Here is a 15,780-nt window from a genome sequence, read left to right as displayed (position 1 = left end):
TATGGCATTGCGCTGGATGATCTACGGCGCTTACGGCTACTCGGGCAAGTTGATTGCCCGACAAGCCAAAAAACGCGGATACTCCCCTATTCTCGCAGGTCGTAATGGTGATGCATTAGCCGAGTTTGCTCAACACCTGCAGTTGTCTTTTAAAGAATTCCCCCTTAACGATGTTAACAGCATCAAAGCCCAACTAGCCGACGTTGACTTGGTTGTTAACTGTGCCGGCCCGTTTAGCCGCACCGCTGCGCCGCTCATGCACGCGTGCATTGCCAGTAAAACGCATTACCTGGATATAACCGGCGAAATTGATATTTTTGAATACGCCCACAGTTTAAATGAACAAGCCAAGCAAGCCGGTGTGGTGTTATGCCCGGGTGTCGGCTTTGACGTGATCCCCACTGACTGCGTTGCTGCCCGACTCAATGCACAAATGCCGGATGCAACCCATTTAGCATTGGGCTTTGACTCCGGCTCGCGCATGAGTCGCGGTACAGCAAAAACCAGCGTCGAACGTCTCGGCCAGGGTGGTGCAGCTCGCATCAATAGTTTAATCGAAACCGTGCCACTGGCATGGAAAGATCGTGAAATCGACTTTGGCTCAGGCAAAAAGAAAGTCGCGATGACAATTCCCTGGGGTGATGTATCGACTGCGTTTTACACTACAGAAATCCCCAATATCGAAGTTTATATTCCGGCCAGTCCTCGTTTGGTCAAACGTTTACGTCGCCTTAATTGGGTACGCTTTATATTCAACTGGCAATGGGTGCAGAAAAAACTCAAGGCAAAAATTGACGCACAGAGCGAAGGCCCTGACGACAAAGAGCGAGACAAGAACCCAACCTATGTTTGGGGAGAGGTTAGTAATGCCCGTGGCGACCGCAAAGAAATGCGGGTAAAAGTTAAAAATGGTTATTCCGTTACTGCCGAGGGGGCTGTGGAAATGGCTATTTACACGCTTGAGCACGCTGATAAAGGCGGCTTCTATACGCCTTCACGGTTGTATGGCGCAAAATTGCTGGATCAGTATCTTATTGATTAGGGTTTAGAAAAAACGGTTTATAAAAAAACGGCCTGGCGGCCGTTTTTTTGGTTTAGGGAGCAAATATAGCTATTAGGCGGTTTGTTGTTGCTCTATTTTTGCCCAGCTATCACGAAGACCCACGGTCTGGTTAAAAATCAAGCGACCTTCTTTTTCCGCATCCTGATCTAAGCAATAATAACCTAAGCGTTCAAACTGATACGCTTTCTGCACTTGTGCGTCAGCAAGGTTAGCCTCAACATAACCGTTTTTAATAACCAACGACTCTGGGTTCAATGTCGAAAATAAGTCCTCTTCCGCCGCTGGATTAGGTACCTGAAACAGACGGTCGTAAACGCGGAATTCTGCCGACTTTGCGGTTTCGGCAGAAACCCAGTGAATAACGCCTTTTACCTTACGTCCATCAGCCGGGTCTTTGCCCAACGTATCCGGGTCATAGGTACAGTAAACCGTTGTTACGTTACCCTCTGCATCCGTTTCTACCCGATCTGCGCGGATAACGTAGGCATTACGCAAACGTACTTCTTTGTCCAGCACTAGCCGTTTAAATTTCTTATTGGCTGACTCACGAAAATCTTCACGCTCAATGTAAACAGTTTTGCTAAAGGTCACTTCGCGTGAACCCATCTCCGGGTTGTTCGGATGATTTGGCGCGTTCAGTGTTTCGGTCTGCTCTTCCGGATAATTCTCGATCACGACTTTAATCGGATCCATTACTGCCATCGCGCGCGGTGCATTCTCATTGAGGTCATCGCGGATACAGGCTTCCAGCATGCCCATTTCGACTTGGTTGTCCATCTTGGTCACGCCGATACGACGGCAAAACTCGCGAATTGATGCTGGTGTATAACCACGGCGTCTCAGGCCGGCAACACTGGGTACGCGTGGGTCATCCCAACCCGTGACTTTGCCCTCTTCAACCAAGGTGTTGATAATGCGCTTACTCATTACCGCGTATTGCAGGTTTAAACGGGAAAACTCGATTTGCTGTGGGTGACAATCAATACTGATGTTGTCCAGCACCCAGTCATACAGGCGTCTATTATCCTGAAATTCCAACGTACACAACGAGTGAGTTATGCCTTCCAACGCATCCGAAATACAGTGCGTAAAGTCATACATAGGGTATACGCACCACTTGTCACCCGTCTGATGATGATGAGCAAAGCGGACGCGATAAATAACCGGGTCGCGCATACACATAAACGGTGAGCTCATGTCAATTTTCGCGCGCAAAGCGGCTTTGCCCTCTTCGTATTTACCTGCCGTCATATCGGCAAAATGCTTGAGGTTATCCTCTACAGCGGTGTCACGATAGGGGCTATTCGTACCAGGTTCTTTAAGCGTGCCGCGCATTTCGCGCATTTGCTCCTGGCTGGAGAAGTCAACGTAAGCCAAACCTTTTTCTATCAGTTCAACGGCGTAGGCGTGGAGCTGATCAAAATAGTTTGAGGAATACTTGGGCTCGCCGTCCCAGTCATAACCCAGCCAGGCCACGTCTTTTTTGATTGATTCGACGTAATCGACTTTTTCTTTCAGTGGATTGGTGTCGTCAAAACGCAGATTACAGGTACCCTGGTAATCTTCAGCAATACCGAAATTAAGCACAATCGATTTGGCGTGGCCGATATGCAAAAAGCCATTCGGTTCCGGCGGAAAACGTGTTTTTATTGCGGTATGTTTACCCGATGCCAAATCTTTATCGATAATTTGACGAATAAAGTTACTCGGCCGGTGCTCGGTATCTGTCATTTGACTGAAATCTCCAACTACAACATCATTGTGAAAGTTAATAGCGCGTATGATCGCAGTTTCTAATCATTCTGACAAGCTAGCTGCACATCAAAAAAACGGTAATAACGCGCTAATTGCTGTTGTACCTGGTCAATCTCGACTCGACTGAAGCGCACTTTATCGCCGGGACGACACTGCGCCAAACGACTAATATCAAGCGGGCTGATGGTGCCAAGTTTAGGGTAGCCACCCAGGGTTTGTCGATCACACATCATGATAATAGGTTCGCCATTAGGGGGTACCTGCACCGAGCCAATATTAATTCCTTCGGACACAATACCTTTGCCCTCATAGTTTAGTGCCTGCCCTTTTAGGCGCACCCCCATGCGATTACTGCTACTATCGACGGTATAGTCATGAAAACAAAAGTTTTCTCTGACTGAAGTTGGGAACTGGTCATACTGGTTGCCCGGCAACAATCCCAGAGTAGGAGTCTTACTGTAGTCCGGTTGGTACTTCCAGCTTACCCGGCGACTGACAAAACGCCCCGCCCGCGGCGCCGACAGCGTTTGCCCGGCCTGCACCGGACTGCCGTCTTGCTGAGGACCACCAATTTTTTCCCGCATTACAGTCGCAACACTGCCCCACTGCGGCTCTGCGCTAAAGCCACCGGCAACAGCCAGATAAGCTCGTAAGCCGTGCTTCGCCATACCGACTTTTAATACTTGTCCCGCCTTGGCCTGATAGTTTTGCCACACAGCAAGAGGCTGCTCGTCCAGTGTTAACGGAACTTCTGCGCCGGTAATAGCAAATTGGGTGGGTTGCTCAAACTGCAACGTTGCGCCACCGAGCGTAATCTCAAGTTGTGCAGCGTCAAAGCGATTATCCAGTAATTTATTAGCCCACAAAAACGCGTTTTCGTCAGCGGGACCGCCGCGTGTTAAGCCTTTGCTTAAGTAACCAAAGCGCCCAAAATCTTGCAGCGTCATCAACAATCCGGGTTCAAGTACCTTAATCATTTAGCGCCTCCAGGCTTCCACCGGCCTCTAAAAAAGCCGCTTTGGAAATCGCTTTGAATTGCACCTGATCACCCACGTTGAATGCACTTAATATTCCCTGTTCAGGTTGGTAAAGAGGGGTCGCGGTACGCCCGATAATATTCCAGCCACCGGGGGAGTCGACCGGATAAATTGACGTTTGCTGTTCAGCAATAGCGACACTACCAGCAGGAATTTTTTCGCGCGGCCGCTGTAGCCGCGGTGTTACTAAGTCGTCTGGTAATATTCCCATGTAGCCAAAGCCGGGAGCAAAACCCAGTGCAAAAACGCGAAACGGCGCGGCCGTATGGCGCTCAATAACGTCGTTTTTACTCAATCCATGCTGTTGCATAACACGCTGAATATCAGCGCCAACTTCGTCACCATAGTAAACCTCAACGGTATGCAGTTGGCCCTGTTCGTCCGTGTCATCCACAATAAGTTCTGTTAATAAATCATTCACTGACTCACGCAATACCGTTTCGGACAGCTGCGTTACGTCATAATAGATCAGTAGCGTCGAATAGGCCGGCACCAAGTCCGTAATCGGCAACGCCGACTGCTGAAGAAGCTGTTGTAATGCAATAACCTGTTGATTCGCCGGCAAACTGATGACATCAGAAAACTGCACCATCAATGCATCAGCTCCTGCGTTTAACAAACGTGGAAATTCACCCTCATCAGTCATCGGAGTTATACCCTTTGCTCTGTATCTTTAAACGTTAGCACAGCCACTGTCAGTTAATAGCTCTCGCAACTTTTTAATCGTCGAAATGGCATTGGGGTTATCGCCATGTACGCATAAGGAGTCAATTTTAATGTCGAGCGGAAAACCGCCGACGCTAATAATTGAATCCCCACAACTGAAGCGCCTGGCTTGCTCAACAATATCTTCATCTGCACCATAAACCGCGTCATCATAACGACGCGAACGAATGCGACCATCGTCATCGTAGGCACGATCTGCAAACCCTTCAAATAATAGTTGCACACCGAACTCTTCAGCCCGCGACTGCCAGGCGTCATTATCGGGAGTCGCCATAATCATCAATGGTAATGCGTGCGCACGATTATTCTGTAATGCCTTAATCGCCTCACATACCGCATCAAAGGTTGCGCCATCACTCAACATGTCGTTGTATAGCGCACCGTGTGGTTTAACGTAGTGCACGCTATCTCCATGACCCTGCGCAATAGCCTGCAGTGCGCCTACCTGGTATTGCACCAGGGCGGTAATTTCTTCTGGTTTACAGGCCATATGACGACGTCCGAAGCCAACCAAATCCGGGTAGGCAGGATGCGCACCAATACGAACCCCATGCTTTTTAGCTAGTTTGACGGTTGTCGACATAGTCAGTGGGTCCGATGCATGAAAACCACAAGCCACGTTTGCCCAGTCGATGTGGGGCATAATTAACTCATCAGCCCCCATCTGCCAGGGGCCAAAGCTTTCGCCAATATCAGCGTTTAAATGAATCGTTTTGTTGGTCATACTACTCAGTCTTTTGTCGCGCTTCCACGTCGCCCAATAAACGCGTAAAGCTGACACAAAATATGTAAAGTCCGATACCAATGGTCGCGATTTGTAGTGAAGGTAGCATCAGTACCAGTAATTGATGTTTTGCGAATATAGCCGCCGAGCCGGTAAGACCCATGGTCGTTACGCCCTGTGCGACTAACGTAACCGGCCCCAGCCAGGATTCCAGTTTGCGTAGTTTTAACAAGGCAAAGATTCCGCCTAAAACTAACCCCCAGGCAATCGGAACGCCGAGTTTGTACCAACCTAATTGGTAGTCAGCAATCGACGCCACGAGTTGATCTTGTGTTGCGGTGTAAAAGAATAAGCCGACCGCGCCGGCTAAAATTACAATTCGTTTAGATAAATTCATTGAGCGTTGGATCCTAGATTGCCAAGCTAATTAAAAACAATACGATACCGATAATCGGTACCCATAAAATCGGCGACTGGTACCAACGCAACGGTGGTACATCATCGGGCGATTTAGAGCGTGGTGCCGGCTGGCGATAAAGCCAGATGATGCCCACCAGCATAATCACTGCACCCACTGCACGTACCGTGGTATCCTCGTCACTCACTACGCCGAGAACTGCTAACAGTAATCCCGTAATAGTGACCAAAATGGCCAACACACGTTGCCACATAAAGACTCCTTGTTGTTATTGTTCTTTGGTCGTAGCATTACCTTAGCGTCTTTTCCGTTACCATAAAAGTTACAACGCATGAGTCTGTTAAAAAAAATCGCTTTAATCTTAATGGCCGCTGGTGCTACTTTTGCATTAATTGTGGTTAGTGTCATCGTTTATCAATACACAGCGATGGAGCCTCCGTTACCCAACGATACCGACTGCGAAATGCAGCGCTTATTACAAACCTCAGAAAATGCTGCCGAGATTCATCACTATTATTGCCAACGCGGTGCAGGTAAAGAATGGCAAGGACATGAACTGTGGTTAGTTGAGCCGGCCAGTGATCGCTGGCAACGGATGCTAACAACCGCATCTCCCCAATGTCTGGCACTGACGATTGAGCGCCAGACACTGTTGGTTGACCACGATGGCGACAAAGGAGAAATGAATCTGGCTGAGCCGGTTTTTATTTATAAGGATTTAAACAGTCAGAGTCAGACGCTGGCCGTCGATATTAACAATAAGCCGACAGCCAACTGTAGTGAAAATAACTGAGAATTAACTGAGAATTAACTCAGTTTAAGCACCCACTTAAGTGGCAGGCGCTTCATCAAAAATGCCATCAATGCCCATGGCCAGCGGGGCACGTAGGCTTTCACCGGCTCTTTATTGATAGCTTCTGCCAGTAATCTGCAGCCGGTTTCAGTATCGACCATAAACGGCGTATTTTTTACCTTTTCGTTTATTTCCGAGCGAATGTAGCCAGGATAAATGGTTGATACCTTTATCGGACTATTACTACCATAAGTTTTCATTAAATCAGCACGAATGCCCTCGGTTAACGAGGCTAAACCCGCCTTGGTTGCCGCGTATACCGTCATTGCCCGCGGCATGCCGCGGAACGCGCTCATCGACGATATCGTAACTAAGTGGCCCTGCTGTTGCTCTCGCAAAATGGTCATGGCCGCTTCACATTGTGCCAGCGCGGCAACAAAGTTGGTTTCAGCGGTGGCTTTGTTGGCATGAAAGTACCCGGTGCCTAACGCTGCACCTTTGCCCATCCCGGCATTGATAATAAAGCGATCAATACTGCCAAATTCCTGCTTAAATTCATTAAAAACGCTGAACACGTCATCGTGTTGATTAACATCCAGTGCTTTAATCGATACTTTTATGTTAGCGTTTTGCTGCTCCAACTCGGCTTTTAGTGCTTCCAACCGGTCAACTCGACGCGCACAGAGGCATAGGTTTCGGCCTTGCTTTGCAAATTCCCGCGCCATGCCCTGCCCCAGCCCTGAACTGGCGCCCGTGATCAAAATCGTATTTCGTTGTTGTGCCATAACAGATTACATCGCTTTTTTATGTTGTTTTATGCGTTTGCGGCAGCGCCACAGGAGGTAATTAACCAAGAACCAAAAATTTTTAAAGGTCTTGTTAGTGGTTTGCTTGTGGTGATAACGGTAATAAATTTGCTGCGCAATAACCGCAAGCCGGAACATACCGAACACCTCGTAAAAAACAAAGTCGTCGACATCGACGCCGGTTTTTTCGCAGTAATAATCGATGATTTGTTGACGCGTTAACATGCCCGGATAGTCACTGGGTTGACGTTTAGTTGCCCGCGCAATTTTATCATCGTCAGCCTGGATCCAATACGCCAGAGCATTGCCGAGATCCATTAACGGATTACCCAGAGTTGCCAGCTCCCAGTCCAGAATGCTAATGATATCGGTCGGATCGTCGGGGTTTAAGATTAAGTTATCCAGCCGAAAATCATTATGCGTTAAGCAAATCGTTTCGCTATTGGGTTTGTTGTCCTTTAGCCAACGCATGACCGGTCCCGCACCAACTACATTCCAGGTTTTCGCCTTTTCGTAACGACCACACCAACCACTGACCTGACGGTCTGTATAGCCTTCGCCTTTGGCTATTTTGCGCAAACCGGTACTGTCGAGGTCAACGTGATGCAGTTCAATTAACTTATCCAGTGCATTGGTATTAAGCTGCTTTGCCTGTTGCGGACTGAGTTCCAGTTCGCGGGGGAAGCGTCGTCTGGGGATAATACCAGTGACGTGTTCCATCACGTAAAATTCCGCGCCAATCACCGACTCATCGGTGCAATGAGCCAACATGCGTGGCACATAAGGAAAAGCCGGCCGCAGTTTCTTCTGCAGCCGATATTCGCGTCCCATGTCATGCGCAGACTTTGCTTTGGTACCTGCCGGCGGACGTCGCAATACCAATGTTAAACCGAGGTAATCCAACCGATAAGTCCAGTTAGAGGCGCCGCCGGTGTATTGGGTTACCTTTAACTCGCCCCGCTCGTGCGGCAGTTCATCTGCAATGTGCTCAGCCAACCAAGCGTCTAATGCGGCAACCGGCAACGCTTCCTCGTCACGCACTTGGCTTGCCTTGTCTAACACAGAGTCCAAAACAGCATCAGTCATGGCGCCGTCCCTGCCATTGTTTGAGTTCAGTTTTTGCAATCGTTGCACGATGCACCGCATCAGGACCATCGGCGATGCGTAAGGATTTTGCTACTGCCAGCAATCCCGGCAACGGCGTGTCATGGCACATCGAGGCACCACCAAATAACTGCATGGTTTCATCCACAACCTGTTGCAACACATTCGGTGCAACCAACTTAATCGCAGATATTTCTTTAATGGCCTTTAATGCACCGATATTATCGATTTGCCAGGCAGCATAGAGTGTCATTAATCGCGCTTGATCGATGGCAACACGCATATCCGCTAACCGTTCGGTATTACCGCCGAGTTTGAGTAGCGGCTGGCCAAAGGCAATTCGCGTCGCACCGCGCTCAATGAACAGTTCCAATGCACGCTCCGCCGCACCAATGGCGCGCATGCAATGATGAATACGCCCCGGCCCTAAGCGCCCCTGAGCAATCTTAAAGCCTGCCCCCGGGCCGACGATGATGTTTTCTTTGGGTACCCTGACATGATCAAATATTACCTCGCCATGACCGTATGGTGCGTCGTACTCTCCTAGTGCCGGTAGCATCCGTTCAATGTTGACTCCGGGCGTGTCTAAAGGCACCAGGATCATCGTGTGGCGCTGGTGTTTATCCGCGTCTTCATCAGTGAGCCCCATCACAATCGCAATTTCCGCCTGCGGGTGGCCCAACCCCGTACTCCACCATTTACGTCCGTTAATTACCCACTCATCACCATCTGCGACAATCGTGGTTTGCATATTAGTCGCGTCCGATGACGCCACATCCGGCTCCGTCATACAAAAAACTGACCGGATCTCACCATCCAGCAACGGCTGTAACCAACGGCGCTGTTGGCTTTTATCACCAAAATGATAAAGCACTTCCATATTGCCGGTATCCGGCGCATTGCAGTTAAAAATTTCCGGCGCCAACAAGCTTCTGCCCATGCGTTCGGCCAGCGGCGCGTATTCTAGTGTGCTTAACCCGGCGCCCAGCTTGTCATCTGGCAAAAACAGATTCCATAAGCCCTGCTCACGCGCCATTTGCTTAAGCTCAGCCACGCGCGGCGGCACCTGCCACTCGCGCCAATTCGGGGTACCATTTAAGCGAAAATTTTCTTTCTGGTACTGGCTCTCGTACGGCTCGATAAATTCACGCATGAAGGTATCGAGGCGCTGTAAATAATCCGCAGTCTTAGCACTGTAAGAAAAGTCCATAATGTCCGTTCCCAACTATTCGTTAACAGCATTGTAGACTTGAAAGTGTGAGTGGTACAACCAGAGTTGGGAATAGACTTTCATCATAAATTTGTCGGAGCTGAAAGCTTATCCATGAGTATTTACCTAAATCTCTTTTACTAGGCTTTTCTTTAGCTGAAAACTGCGTTGCGAACACCCTACAGTTAACTTACTTATAATAGCTTTTAGGTAACCAGTTCTAGCCCCCGGAAAAGTCTAAAATCAAATGTCGTCATTTGGGTCTTACCCCAATCAGTGACTTTTATTCAAGTGACTCTGTGTGTAACACCTCGCCTTCAACATTCGTTACTTTTATTTGACTACTGGACGGCGAAATAAAAATACCTGAAGCTTCATTCTCCGTTGAGATGACTATGCGATCGGCGGGAACCTCATCGTCTTCACCGACTCTGTAAACCTCGACAGTACAAGGGTAGCTTTCTTCACACCAACTCATATCAACGCGCATCAACTCCCGACCCAGACGAGCCCAGTCTGGGCGGTTTAAGCTATACTCTGTTCTCGGCCAGATCACATTAACGTCGTATTTTTCAGGATTATGTGACCAAAATCTCTGTTCACTATCCATTAATAAAACGGGTGCATCAAAAGAATGATTCTCCACAAGCCATGTGTAAGTCTCCGACTCAAATTTCTTCTCGCTTTTTTCAGCAATCTCGGTCTGGTTTATCGTTAATGGATCCAGCTCTAATGATTCCTTTAAATAATATGCGAGCCAGCCATCTTCGTTAATATGATTATAACCGACGTGGATAATAACTTTAGCGTCTGGAGTATTGTCGAATATTTTCTCGCGAAGGTTCTTGGCCGCACTTTTTTCTCTTGCTTCCGTTCCCCCTTGCATTTCAGAACCATAGTCATAAGAAACCAACTGAAAACCCAACTGCTGAGCATGCAATAGCAAATTTGCAAAGACGGGTTCTACCGTGTAAAAACCAGCCTTCTCAAATACATATTCCTTAGCCATTTCATTTTCTGCATTTTCCGATAAAGCTTCTAGCGCTAAATAACGATACCCTTGTTCCCACAATCCCTCTAGTAATCGATACGTCAATACACGGTGCTGAGGAATATGATGCGCTTCATTGATCATTACAATTTGATGTTCAGCTGACTTTTTTACAATCGCATCCACTGCATTTGGGATGCTTAAGCCCTTTATCTCTTCATGCAATTTTTTAGGTGTTGAGTCGCGCTTATCAAATGCCGCCAACGCTTGCTGGTGCTGACCTATAAATGAATACGTGGTACCACGCTCTTGAAGTAGCATGTCATACACCGCTTCATTATCTGCAAACTCTACGGAAAGCTCTTTGAGCGCATTAATCTGCTGGCTCAACGTTTTTCCATTTGTGGCCTCGAAAACTCTATCGAATGCCTTGTTGACTTCTTTTATATACTCTTCGTGAGATTGTTCGTCAGCAGAGCATGTGAAGCCCGTAAGCAAAGCGGCGACAAAAAATAAAGTTCTCATGATCTATCCTCCATGAATGGCTACTTTACATATATTGAATTGAATTAAGTTAATTTAGTCTAGTCGGTTAGTCACTTTGACTACTTTCTAAAGCAGCAATTCAAGTATCTCTCAGCCACTAAACCAGTTATGATGAAAATTTAGTAACTCCGGTGCCCAAATTAGGAACAAATTCATATATTCTTAGCAATCAAATCCGCTTTCAAAAGCCCGCCTTTGGTAAACAATTTGGCTGAAAATTTAGGGTTCCTGCGTGACTTATACGCCTCCAGTATTTTCTTCAGGCCAGCGGCTTCCAGCAGTGAGATGTTCACTTCGGTATCCATTTCAGCAGACTCAACAAAGTCATTAGAAAAGCTGGGGGCAACAATGAGCACTTGTGCAACCCGCTTACCCGCGCCTTCGCAGCGTGTGACATAGGCTTTCACTTGGCGGGAGGTCGTGGAGTACTTAGCAAAGTCCCCTTTCTTTGAGGTTTTCGCTTCACCGATAATAATATCGTCTTCACTCAACGACAGAAGAATGTCAGCTTTATCTTTGGCGGTATTGATGTCGCGTCGTAAGTCTTCGTCAACTGTTAAGCCAAGCTCTTCGAATATGGCTTTGGTGACCTCTTCAAACTTAATGCCTATGTCAGCCTCGGCTATTTCAATGTTCTTCTGCTTTAAAGCGGCTAAGTCTCGTCTTGCCAGGGCTTCGTAATTTTCTACCAGCTTATCTGTCGCATCAGCAAAGCTTTCAAGAATAACCTGTCTCGGGTCGCCTCTGCGCGTTATGCCCATGTCAGACTTCAGGCTCTTAACCTGCTCGTTCGACAGCATAAATAGTATATCGTATGGGGTTATTGCAAGAGCACGAAGCTTCTCAACGTCTATATCCTGATTAGGCTCAAGTTCAAACTCTTCCTTTAACATTTTCGGCAATTGAGGAAGGTGCTGACTAAGCGTTGAAAACAGCGACTTGTACCCTGTTGCCGATAAAATATTAAATTCATGCTCTGTAGAGGAGTTCAGCGCCCCAATAATTAGGCTGCAACGCTCCTCGAGCGTAGTGCCAAGCTTGTCGAGTGCGAGCTGCAAGTCCTCAATGAGTGTCTTCAGACGCTCTTTTTTCTCAGTCACGCCGGACTGTTCGCCGTGCATGTCATCACTCAGAATTTGACTGACCGATAAACCCATTTTGAAAACGGTATCAATTTTTTCATCACGGCTGACACCGCGAATACGCTTGTCATGGCTTTTCAGAATATTGGAGAGCTCGGCATCAGAGAATGTCCGCAAAATTCGTAGAAGATGCTTGTCTGCAAGCTCTTTAGATTGGATACGGTGTAACAACGCAACTATTTCATCGGGCACATAAACGGTCTGATGCTTCTTAGATACGAAAGCAATGCCTATTTCACGTAGCTGATTCAGACAGTCAGAAACGCCCGTTTTGGGAATGGGATCGATTAAATGCTCAATGGCAACACGGTTGTCGGCTGTTACATCCAGTTTATGCGCGAGCACATTCAGTATTCCACGCTCTTCATCAGTAATTTTACCTTCGCGGTTCGAGCGTTCATCATTATGCAGTGCTTCGTACAAACAGGCGTAGTAAATGCCCAGGCGTTTCGGTTCGTCATAAACCTCTGTTTGTTCAGCTGCTTCAAACAGTGATTTCAGACTTTTCGCCTGCGCGTCAATTTGTTTCCATTCTTTTTCATACAGATGCTCGACCCACGACAACCTCGCTACGCAATTACCATCGCGACTGAGGATATTAACCAAAAGCGCTGCCTGTGCACCACTTAGCGCAAGCTGAGACTTTACTTCCCGTTGGAAAAGCGGCTGAGCCAGTCGAAATAACTGAGTAACTTCGCCACTAGGCGCGTTTTTAATTTCCCCGTCAATGTTTTTAAATTGCTTAGCGACCTGCTTATCATGTGAGCTCGCCTCCGTGCAGATGCGATCCAGAAAATTAATAAACTTAGACTTCTCAATCTGGTTAACAGTAGATAGAACGCTGGAGAGTTTCATTACATACCATTCCTTGGTTAGATAAAAATACTACTAACTAACTTACTACCGTATAACAATATTGCAACCCTGCAATCTTTACGAAAAATAGCGCTCAATACTCTCAGCAGGCTTACCAAACAAATAACCTTGAAAATGCTGGCAGCCCATCTTTTGCAGACGCTTGAATTGCTGTTCGGTTTCCACGCCCTCGGCAATGACAGTGAGATTCATACTGCGACCCAGGCTAATAATAGTCTCGGTTAGTAATGCACCTTTGCTACTGCATCTAAATCACGTACAAAAGCCCGATCTATTTTTAATTCGTCAAGCGGTAGCCTTGTCAGATAAGCTAACGAGGCATAACCAGTACCAAAGTCGTCAAGCGAAATCGATACACCCAGTTCACGCAAACTAGCCATTTGTTCAATAATAAAGTTAATGTCGTCAGCAATAAGGCTCTCTGTCAGCTCAAGACATAAGTTTCCGGGGTTAGCGCCGGTGCTTTGCAGAATATTTTTTACCCACGCGACAAAGTCCCCCCGGCGAAACTGAACAGCGCTGACATTCACTGAGATTTTAACGTTTTTACTGTAATGTTGAGCTGCCAACTTCACCAGCTTTTTACAGCTTTTTTCTAACACCCAATCGCCCAAGGCGATAATACTGTCGTTGGCTTCAGCAATCGGAATAAAGTCATTCGGTGAGAGTGATTTGAACTTAGGATGTTGCCAGCGAAGAAGCGCTTCAAAGCCAATAATACGTTGATTTTGATCGACCTGTGGCTGTAACGCTAACGTCAGCTCTTCATTTTCGACAGCATGATTAAGCGCTTGTGAGATTTCCAAACGCTTCTTAACCAATGATTCCATCTGTGAGTCGAAAAAACTAATCGCATTGGTATTAGACCTTTTCGCCATTTTAAGTGCGATATCCGCCTGGCGCAAAAGTTCGTCTCCAGATAATGTTCCGGGACACTGAAAAAGCGTGATTCCACTACAAGCTGTTAGCTGGTGCGAGCGTCCTTCCAGGATTAATGGCGCTTTTAATTTTTGAAGAATCTGAGTTGCCATTAACTCGGCTTCTGCAGCAACAGCATCCAGTGAAGATGAAGAACAAGGTAACAGAAGCGCGAACTCATCTTTACCCAAACGAGCAAGGTCATCCGGAGATGAACTGAATTTCTGCAAAGCCTCCGCGCAATTTGTCAGCACCCGATCACCAACACTGTAACCCAGGCTATCGTTAATACTGTGAAACTTGTCTATATCGACAATAAGTAACGCAGCGGCGGATTTTTCACTGCTGGTGCTGCGCATAACACTGGTTATTCGCTCAAGTAGCAAACGACGGTTTGGCAAACCTGTCAGTGAGTCATAATACGAAAGTCGCTGCACTTCCGCCTCGGCGATGTCTAATGAACGCATATCCGCATCCATACAGAACATAATAGGCTCGTCATTCGGCAGCGACACAACAGTATGGCTTGAATAGACAGGCACTGTGGAGCCGTCTTTATGCTTGAGGTTCAAACGAGCTGGCGGAATCCCTTCTTCATTGTCAAACATCCAGGCAACGGCCTGCTTGACCTCGTCACGCATATCCTGAGGGATAATTAAGTCAAAGAGGCTACGCCCAATCGCTTCGCTCGCTGAATAGCCGTATATTTTTTCTGAAGCCGCATTCCAATAGACTACAGAGCCATCCACACGATAGCCTTGAATAGACATAGCTTGCGTATCATCGAAGAGCTTATGAAACCGTGCCTCGCTAATTTGCTTGTCGCGGTCATTCGTCATAAAAATTGGCCGTTGCTTTATTTACCAATGAGAATTAGAACTTAACATAAGTATAGAAGATGATTGATAAATTTGTTAAAAATGTTCTGTCAACAGGTATAAAGCGATAGGTAACACCATGCCAGAAAAATTAAAGCTCTACGAAGCCATTATGCTGCTCGCATTGTGCGAGGAAAAAGGCACCATGAATGGCATGTACGTGGAGTATGCCACCGCCGGAGCTATAGCTGCTGAGTTATTAATGTTGGGCCGGATTAAGGCTGATGAAGCAAATAAAAACAAAGTCATGGTGCTCAATGACAGCCCGACGGGCGATACGTTGTTAGATGAAGCCTTAGCGATGATCGCTGAAGCGAAGCGCCCGCGTAAACTCAAAGACTGGGTACAAAAAATCGGCGGCATTAAAAACCTGAAACATAAAGTTGCACAAGCATTAGCTGATGACGACATTGTGTCTCATGAAAAAGAGAAGGTGTTGTGGCTGTTCGAGCGCCAGGTTTACCCCGAAGTAAACCCGCAACCAGAGCAGGAATTGCGTCAGGCCATGCGTGATGCGGTACTCAGTGATAGCGAAGATATTGAGCCTCGCATCGCTATTGCCGTTGCATTAGCCAATAGCGCCAAGCTACTGCCACAGATTTTTAGTAAGCAAGAGCTGAAAGACCGCAAGCAGCGCATCAAACAACTAGAGAATGGCGAACTGGTATCTAAAGCCGCCAAAGAAGCGGTTCAAGCGATTGAAGCCGCTGTTATGGTAGCTGTTATGATGCCCGCCATCACTGCTGCAACGACGCCCGGCACTGGTTCCTGTTAGTCAATTAAAAGGAATTTG

At 47.2% G+C, this 15,780-nt stretch carries 16 protein-coding genes; 3 read left to right on the top strand and 13 right to left on the bottom strand.

Annotated features, from left to right (window positions below):
* Position 1 precedes the first annotated feature (1 nt).
* Positions 2-1,042, top strand: coding sequence for a saccharopine dehydrogenase NADP-binding domain-containing protein (locus KZ771_RS03285; protein WP_290654339.1), 1,041 nt, complete (start codon positions 2-4; stop codon positions 1,040-1,042).
* A gap of 72 nt (positions 1,043-1,114) precedes the next feature.
* Here the strand turns inward: KZ771_RS03285 and glnS are convergent, their stop codons facing one another.
* The 6 genes from glnS to KZ771_RS03255 form a co-directional block, all read right to left on the bottom strand.
* A complete protein-coding gene (glnS, locus tag KZ771_RS03280) occupies positions 1,115-2,794 on the bottom strand; it encodes a glutamine--tRNA ligase (RefSeq protein WP_290654338.1) in 1,680 nt (559 codons plus the stop codon).
* A 62-nt stretch (positions 2,795-2,856) separates the two neighbouring features.
* The gene (locus tag KZ771_RS03275; RefSeq protein WP_133539269.1) at positions 2,857-3,795 is read right to left on the bottom strand and encodes a biotin-dependent carboxyltransferase family protein; all 939 of its coding nucleotides are present in this window, start codon (positions 3,793-3,795) and stop codon (positions 2,857-2,859) included.
* The gene (pxpB, locus tag KZ771_RS03270) at positions 3,788-4,501 is read right to left on the bottom strand and encodes a 5-oxoprolinase subunit PxpB (RefSeq protein ID WP_133539270.1); all 714 of its coding nucleotides are present in this window, start codon (positions 4,499-4,501) and stop codon (positions 3,788-3,790) included. The genes KZ771_RS03275 and pxpB overlap by 8 nt, the downstream gene beginning before the upstream one ends.
* A gap of 27 nt (positions 4,502-4,528) precedes the next feature.
* Positions 4,529-5,305, bottom strand: a complete 777-nt coding sequence (locus KZ771_RS03265; protein WP_365996499.1) for a 5-oxoprolinase subunit PxpA — start codon at positions 5,303-5,305, stop codon at positions 4,529-4,531.
* 1 nt (position 5,306) lies between these two features.
* Positions 5,307-5,702, bottom strand: coding sequence for a hypothetical protein (locus tag KZ771_RS03260; RefSeq protein WP_133539271.1), 396 nt, complete (start codon positions 5,700-5,702; stop codon positions 5,307-5,309).
* A gap of 13 nt (positions 5,703-5,715) precedes the next feature.
* A complete protein-coding gene (locus tag KZ771_RS03255) occupies positions 5,716-5,976 on the bottom strand; it encodes a hypothetical protein (protein WP_133539272.1) in 261 nt (86 codons plus the stop codon).
* Positions 5,977-6,054: 78 nt separating this feature from the next.
* Here KZ771_RS03255 and KZ771_RS03250 point away from each other — a divergent pair, with 78 nt between their 5' ends.
* Entirely contained in the window at positions 6,055-6,516 is a 462-nt protein-coding gene (locus KZ771_RS03250) for a hypothetical protein (RefSeq protein WP_290569326.1), read from the top strand.
* 14 nt (positions 6,517-6,530) lie between these two features.
* Here the strand turns inward: KZ771_RS03250 and KZ771_RS03245 are convergent, their stop codons facing one another.
* The 7 genes from KZ771_RS03245 to KZ771_RS03215 all read right to left on the bottom strand — a co-directional run bounded on the left by KZ771_RS03245 (position 6,531) and on the right by KZ771_RS03215 (position 14,948).
* Positions 6,531-7,301 carry an SDR family oxidoreductase gene (locus KZ771_RS03245; RefSeq protein ID WP_133539274.1) on the bottom strand — a complete coding sequence of 257 codons (771 nt, stop codon included), beginning with the start codon at positions 7,299-7,301 and terminating at the stop codon, positions 6,531-6,533.
* Positions 7,302-7,307: 6 nt separating this feature from the next.
* Positions 7,308-8,408: a phosphotransferase family protein gene (locus KZ771_RS03240; protein ID WP_290654337.1), complete on the bottom strand. Its 1,101-nt coding sequence runs from the start codon at positions 8,406-8,408 to the stop codon at positions 7,308-7,310.
* Positions 8,401-9,636 carry an acyl-CoA dehydrogenase family protein gene (locus tag KZ771_RS03235; protein ID WP_290654336.1) on the bottom strand — a complete coding sequence of 412 codons (1,236 nt, stop codon included), beginning with the start codon at positions 9,634-9,636 and terminating at the stop codon, positions 8,401-8,403. The genes KZ771_RS03240 and KZ771_RS03235 overlap by 8 nt, the downstream gene beginning before the upstream one ends.
* A gap of 283 nt (positions 9,637-9,919) precedes the next feature.
* Positions 9,920-11,152: a hypothetical protein gene (locus KZ771_RS03230; RefSeq protein WP_133539277.1), complete on the bottom strand. Its 1,233-nt coding sequence runs from the start codon at positions 11,150-11,152 to the stop codon at positions 9,920-9,922.
* A 173-nt stretch (positions 11,153-11,325) separates the two neighbouring features.
* Positions 11,326-13,170, bottom strand: a complete 1,845-nt coding sequence (locus KZ771_RS03225; protein ID WP_290654335.1) for a hypothetical protein — start codon at positions 13,168-13,170, stop codon at positions 11,326-11,328.
* A gap of 78 nt (positions 13,171-13,248) precedes the next feature.
* The gene (locus KZ771_RS03220) at positions 13,249-13,383 is read right to left on the bottom strand and encodes an EAL domain-containing protein (RefSeq protein ID WP_133539279.1); all 135 of its coding nucleotides are present in this window, start codon (positions 13,381-13,383) and stop codon (positions 13,249-13,251) included.
* A 29-nt stretch (positions 13,384-13,412) separates the two neighbouring features.
* The gene (locus tag KZ771_RS03215) at positions 13,413-14,948 is read right to left on the bottom strand and encodes an EAL domain-containing protein (RefSeq protein WP_133539280.1); all 1,536 of its coding nucleotides are present in this window, start codon (positions 14,946-14,948) and stop codon (positions 13,413-13,415) included.
* 118 nt (positions 14,949-15,066) lie between these two features.
* On the opposite strand from KZ771_RS03215, the gene KZ771_RS03210 reads away from it, so the two are divergent.
* Entirely contained in the window at positions 15,067-15,762 is a 696-nt protein-coding gene (locus tag KZ771_RS03210; RefSeq protein WP_290654334.1) for a GPP34 family phosphoprotein, read from the top strand.
* Positions 15,763-15,780: the final 18 nt, after the last annotated feature.

The sequence above is a fragment of the Idiomarina sp. genome (assembly GCF_019431395.1).
In the GTDB taxonomy this organism is placed as follows: Bacteria; Pseudomonadota; Gammaproteobacteria; order Enterobacterales; family Alteromonadaceae; genus Idiomarina.
This window is presented reverse-complemented; position numbering and strand designations above follow the sequence as displayed.

What these genes read in the sequence shown, in the direction of transcription:
- KZ771_RS03285 (WP_290654339.1), top strand. Translation starts at nt 2, where the DNA reads ATGGCATTGCGCTGGATGATCTACGGCGCTTACGGCTACTCGGGCAAG.
- glnS (WP_290654338.1), bottom strand. Translation starts at nt 2,794, where the DNA reads ATGACAGATACCGAGCACCGGCCGAGTAACTTTATTCGTCAAATTATC.
- KZ771_RS03275 (WP_133539269.1), bottom strand. Translation starts at nt 3,795, where the DNA reads ATGATTAAGGTACTTGAACCCGGATTGTTGATGACGCTGCAAGATTTT.
- pxpB (WP_133539270.1), bottom strand. Translation starts at nt 4,501, where the DNA reads ATGACTGATGAGGGTGAATTTCCACGTTTGTTAAACGCAGGAGCTGAT.
- KZ771_RS03265 (WP_365996499.1), bottom strand. Translation starts at nt 5,305, where the DNA reads ATGACCAACAAAACGATTCATTTAAACGCTGATATTGGCGAAAGCTTT.
- KZ771_RS03260 (WP_133539271.1), bottom strand. Translation starts at nt 5,702, where the DNA reads ATGAATTTATCTAAACGAATTGTAATTTTAGCCGGCGCGGTCGGCTTA.
- KZ771_RS03255 (WP_133539272.1), bottom strand. Translation starts at nt 5,976, where the DNA reads ATGTGGCAACGTGTGTTGGCCATTTTGGTCACTATTACGGGATTACTG.
- KZ771_RS03250 (WP_290569326.1), top strand. Translation starts at nt 6,055, where the DNA reads ATGAGTCTGTTAAAAAAAATCGCTTTAATCTTAATGGCCGCTGGTGCT.
- KZ771_RS03245 (WP_133539274.1), bottom strand. Translation starts at nt 7,301, where the DNA reads ATGGCACAACAACGAAATACGATTTTGATCACGGGCGCCAGTTCAGGG.
- KZ771_RS03240 (WP_290654337.1), bottom strand. Translation starts at nt 8,408, where the DNA reads ATGACTGATGCTGTTTTGGACTCTGTGTTAGACAAGGCAAGCCAAGTG.
- KZ771_RS03235 (WP_290654336.1), bottom strand. Translation starts at nt 9,636, where the DNA reads ATGGACTTTTCTTACAGTGCTAAGACTGCGGATTATTTACAGCGCCTC.
- KZ771_RS03230 (WP_133539277.1), bottom strand. Translation starts at nt 11,152, where the DNA reads ATGAGAACTTTATTTTTTGTCGCCGCTTTGCTTACGGGCTTCACATGC.
- KZ771_RS03225 (WP_290654335.1), bottom strand. Translation starts at nt 13,170, where the DNA reads ATGAAACTCTCCAGCGTTCTATCTACTGTTAACCAGATTGAGAAGTCT.
- KZ771_RS03220 (WP_133539279.1), bottom strand. Translation starts at nt 13,383, where the DNA reads ATGAATCTCACTGTCATTGCCGAGGGCGTGGAAACCGAACAGCAATTC.
- KZ771_RS03215 (WP_133539280.1), bottom strand. Translation starts at nt 14,948, where the DNA reads ATGACGAATGACCGCGACAAGCAAATTAGCGAGGCACGGTTTCATAAG.
- KZ771_RS03210 (WP_290654334.1), top strand. Translation starts at nt 15,067, where the DNA reads ATGCCAGAAAAATTAAAGCTCTACGAAGCCATTATGCTGCTCGCATTG.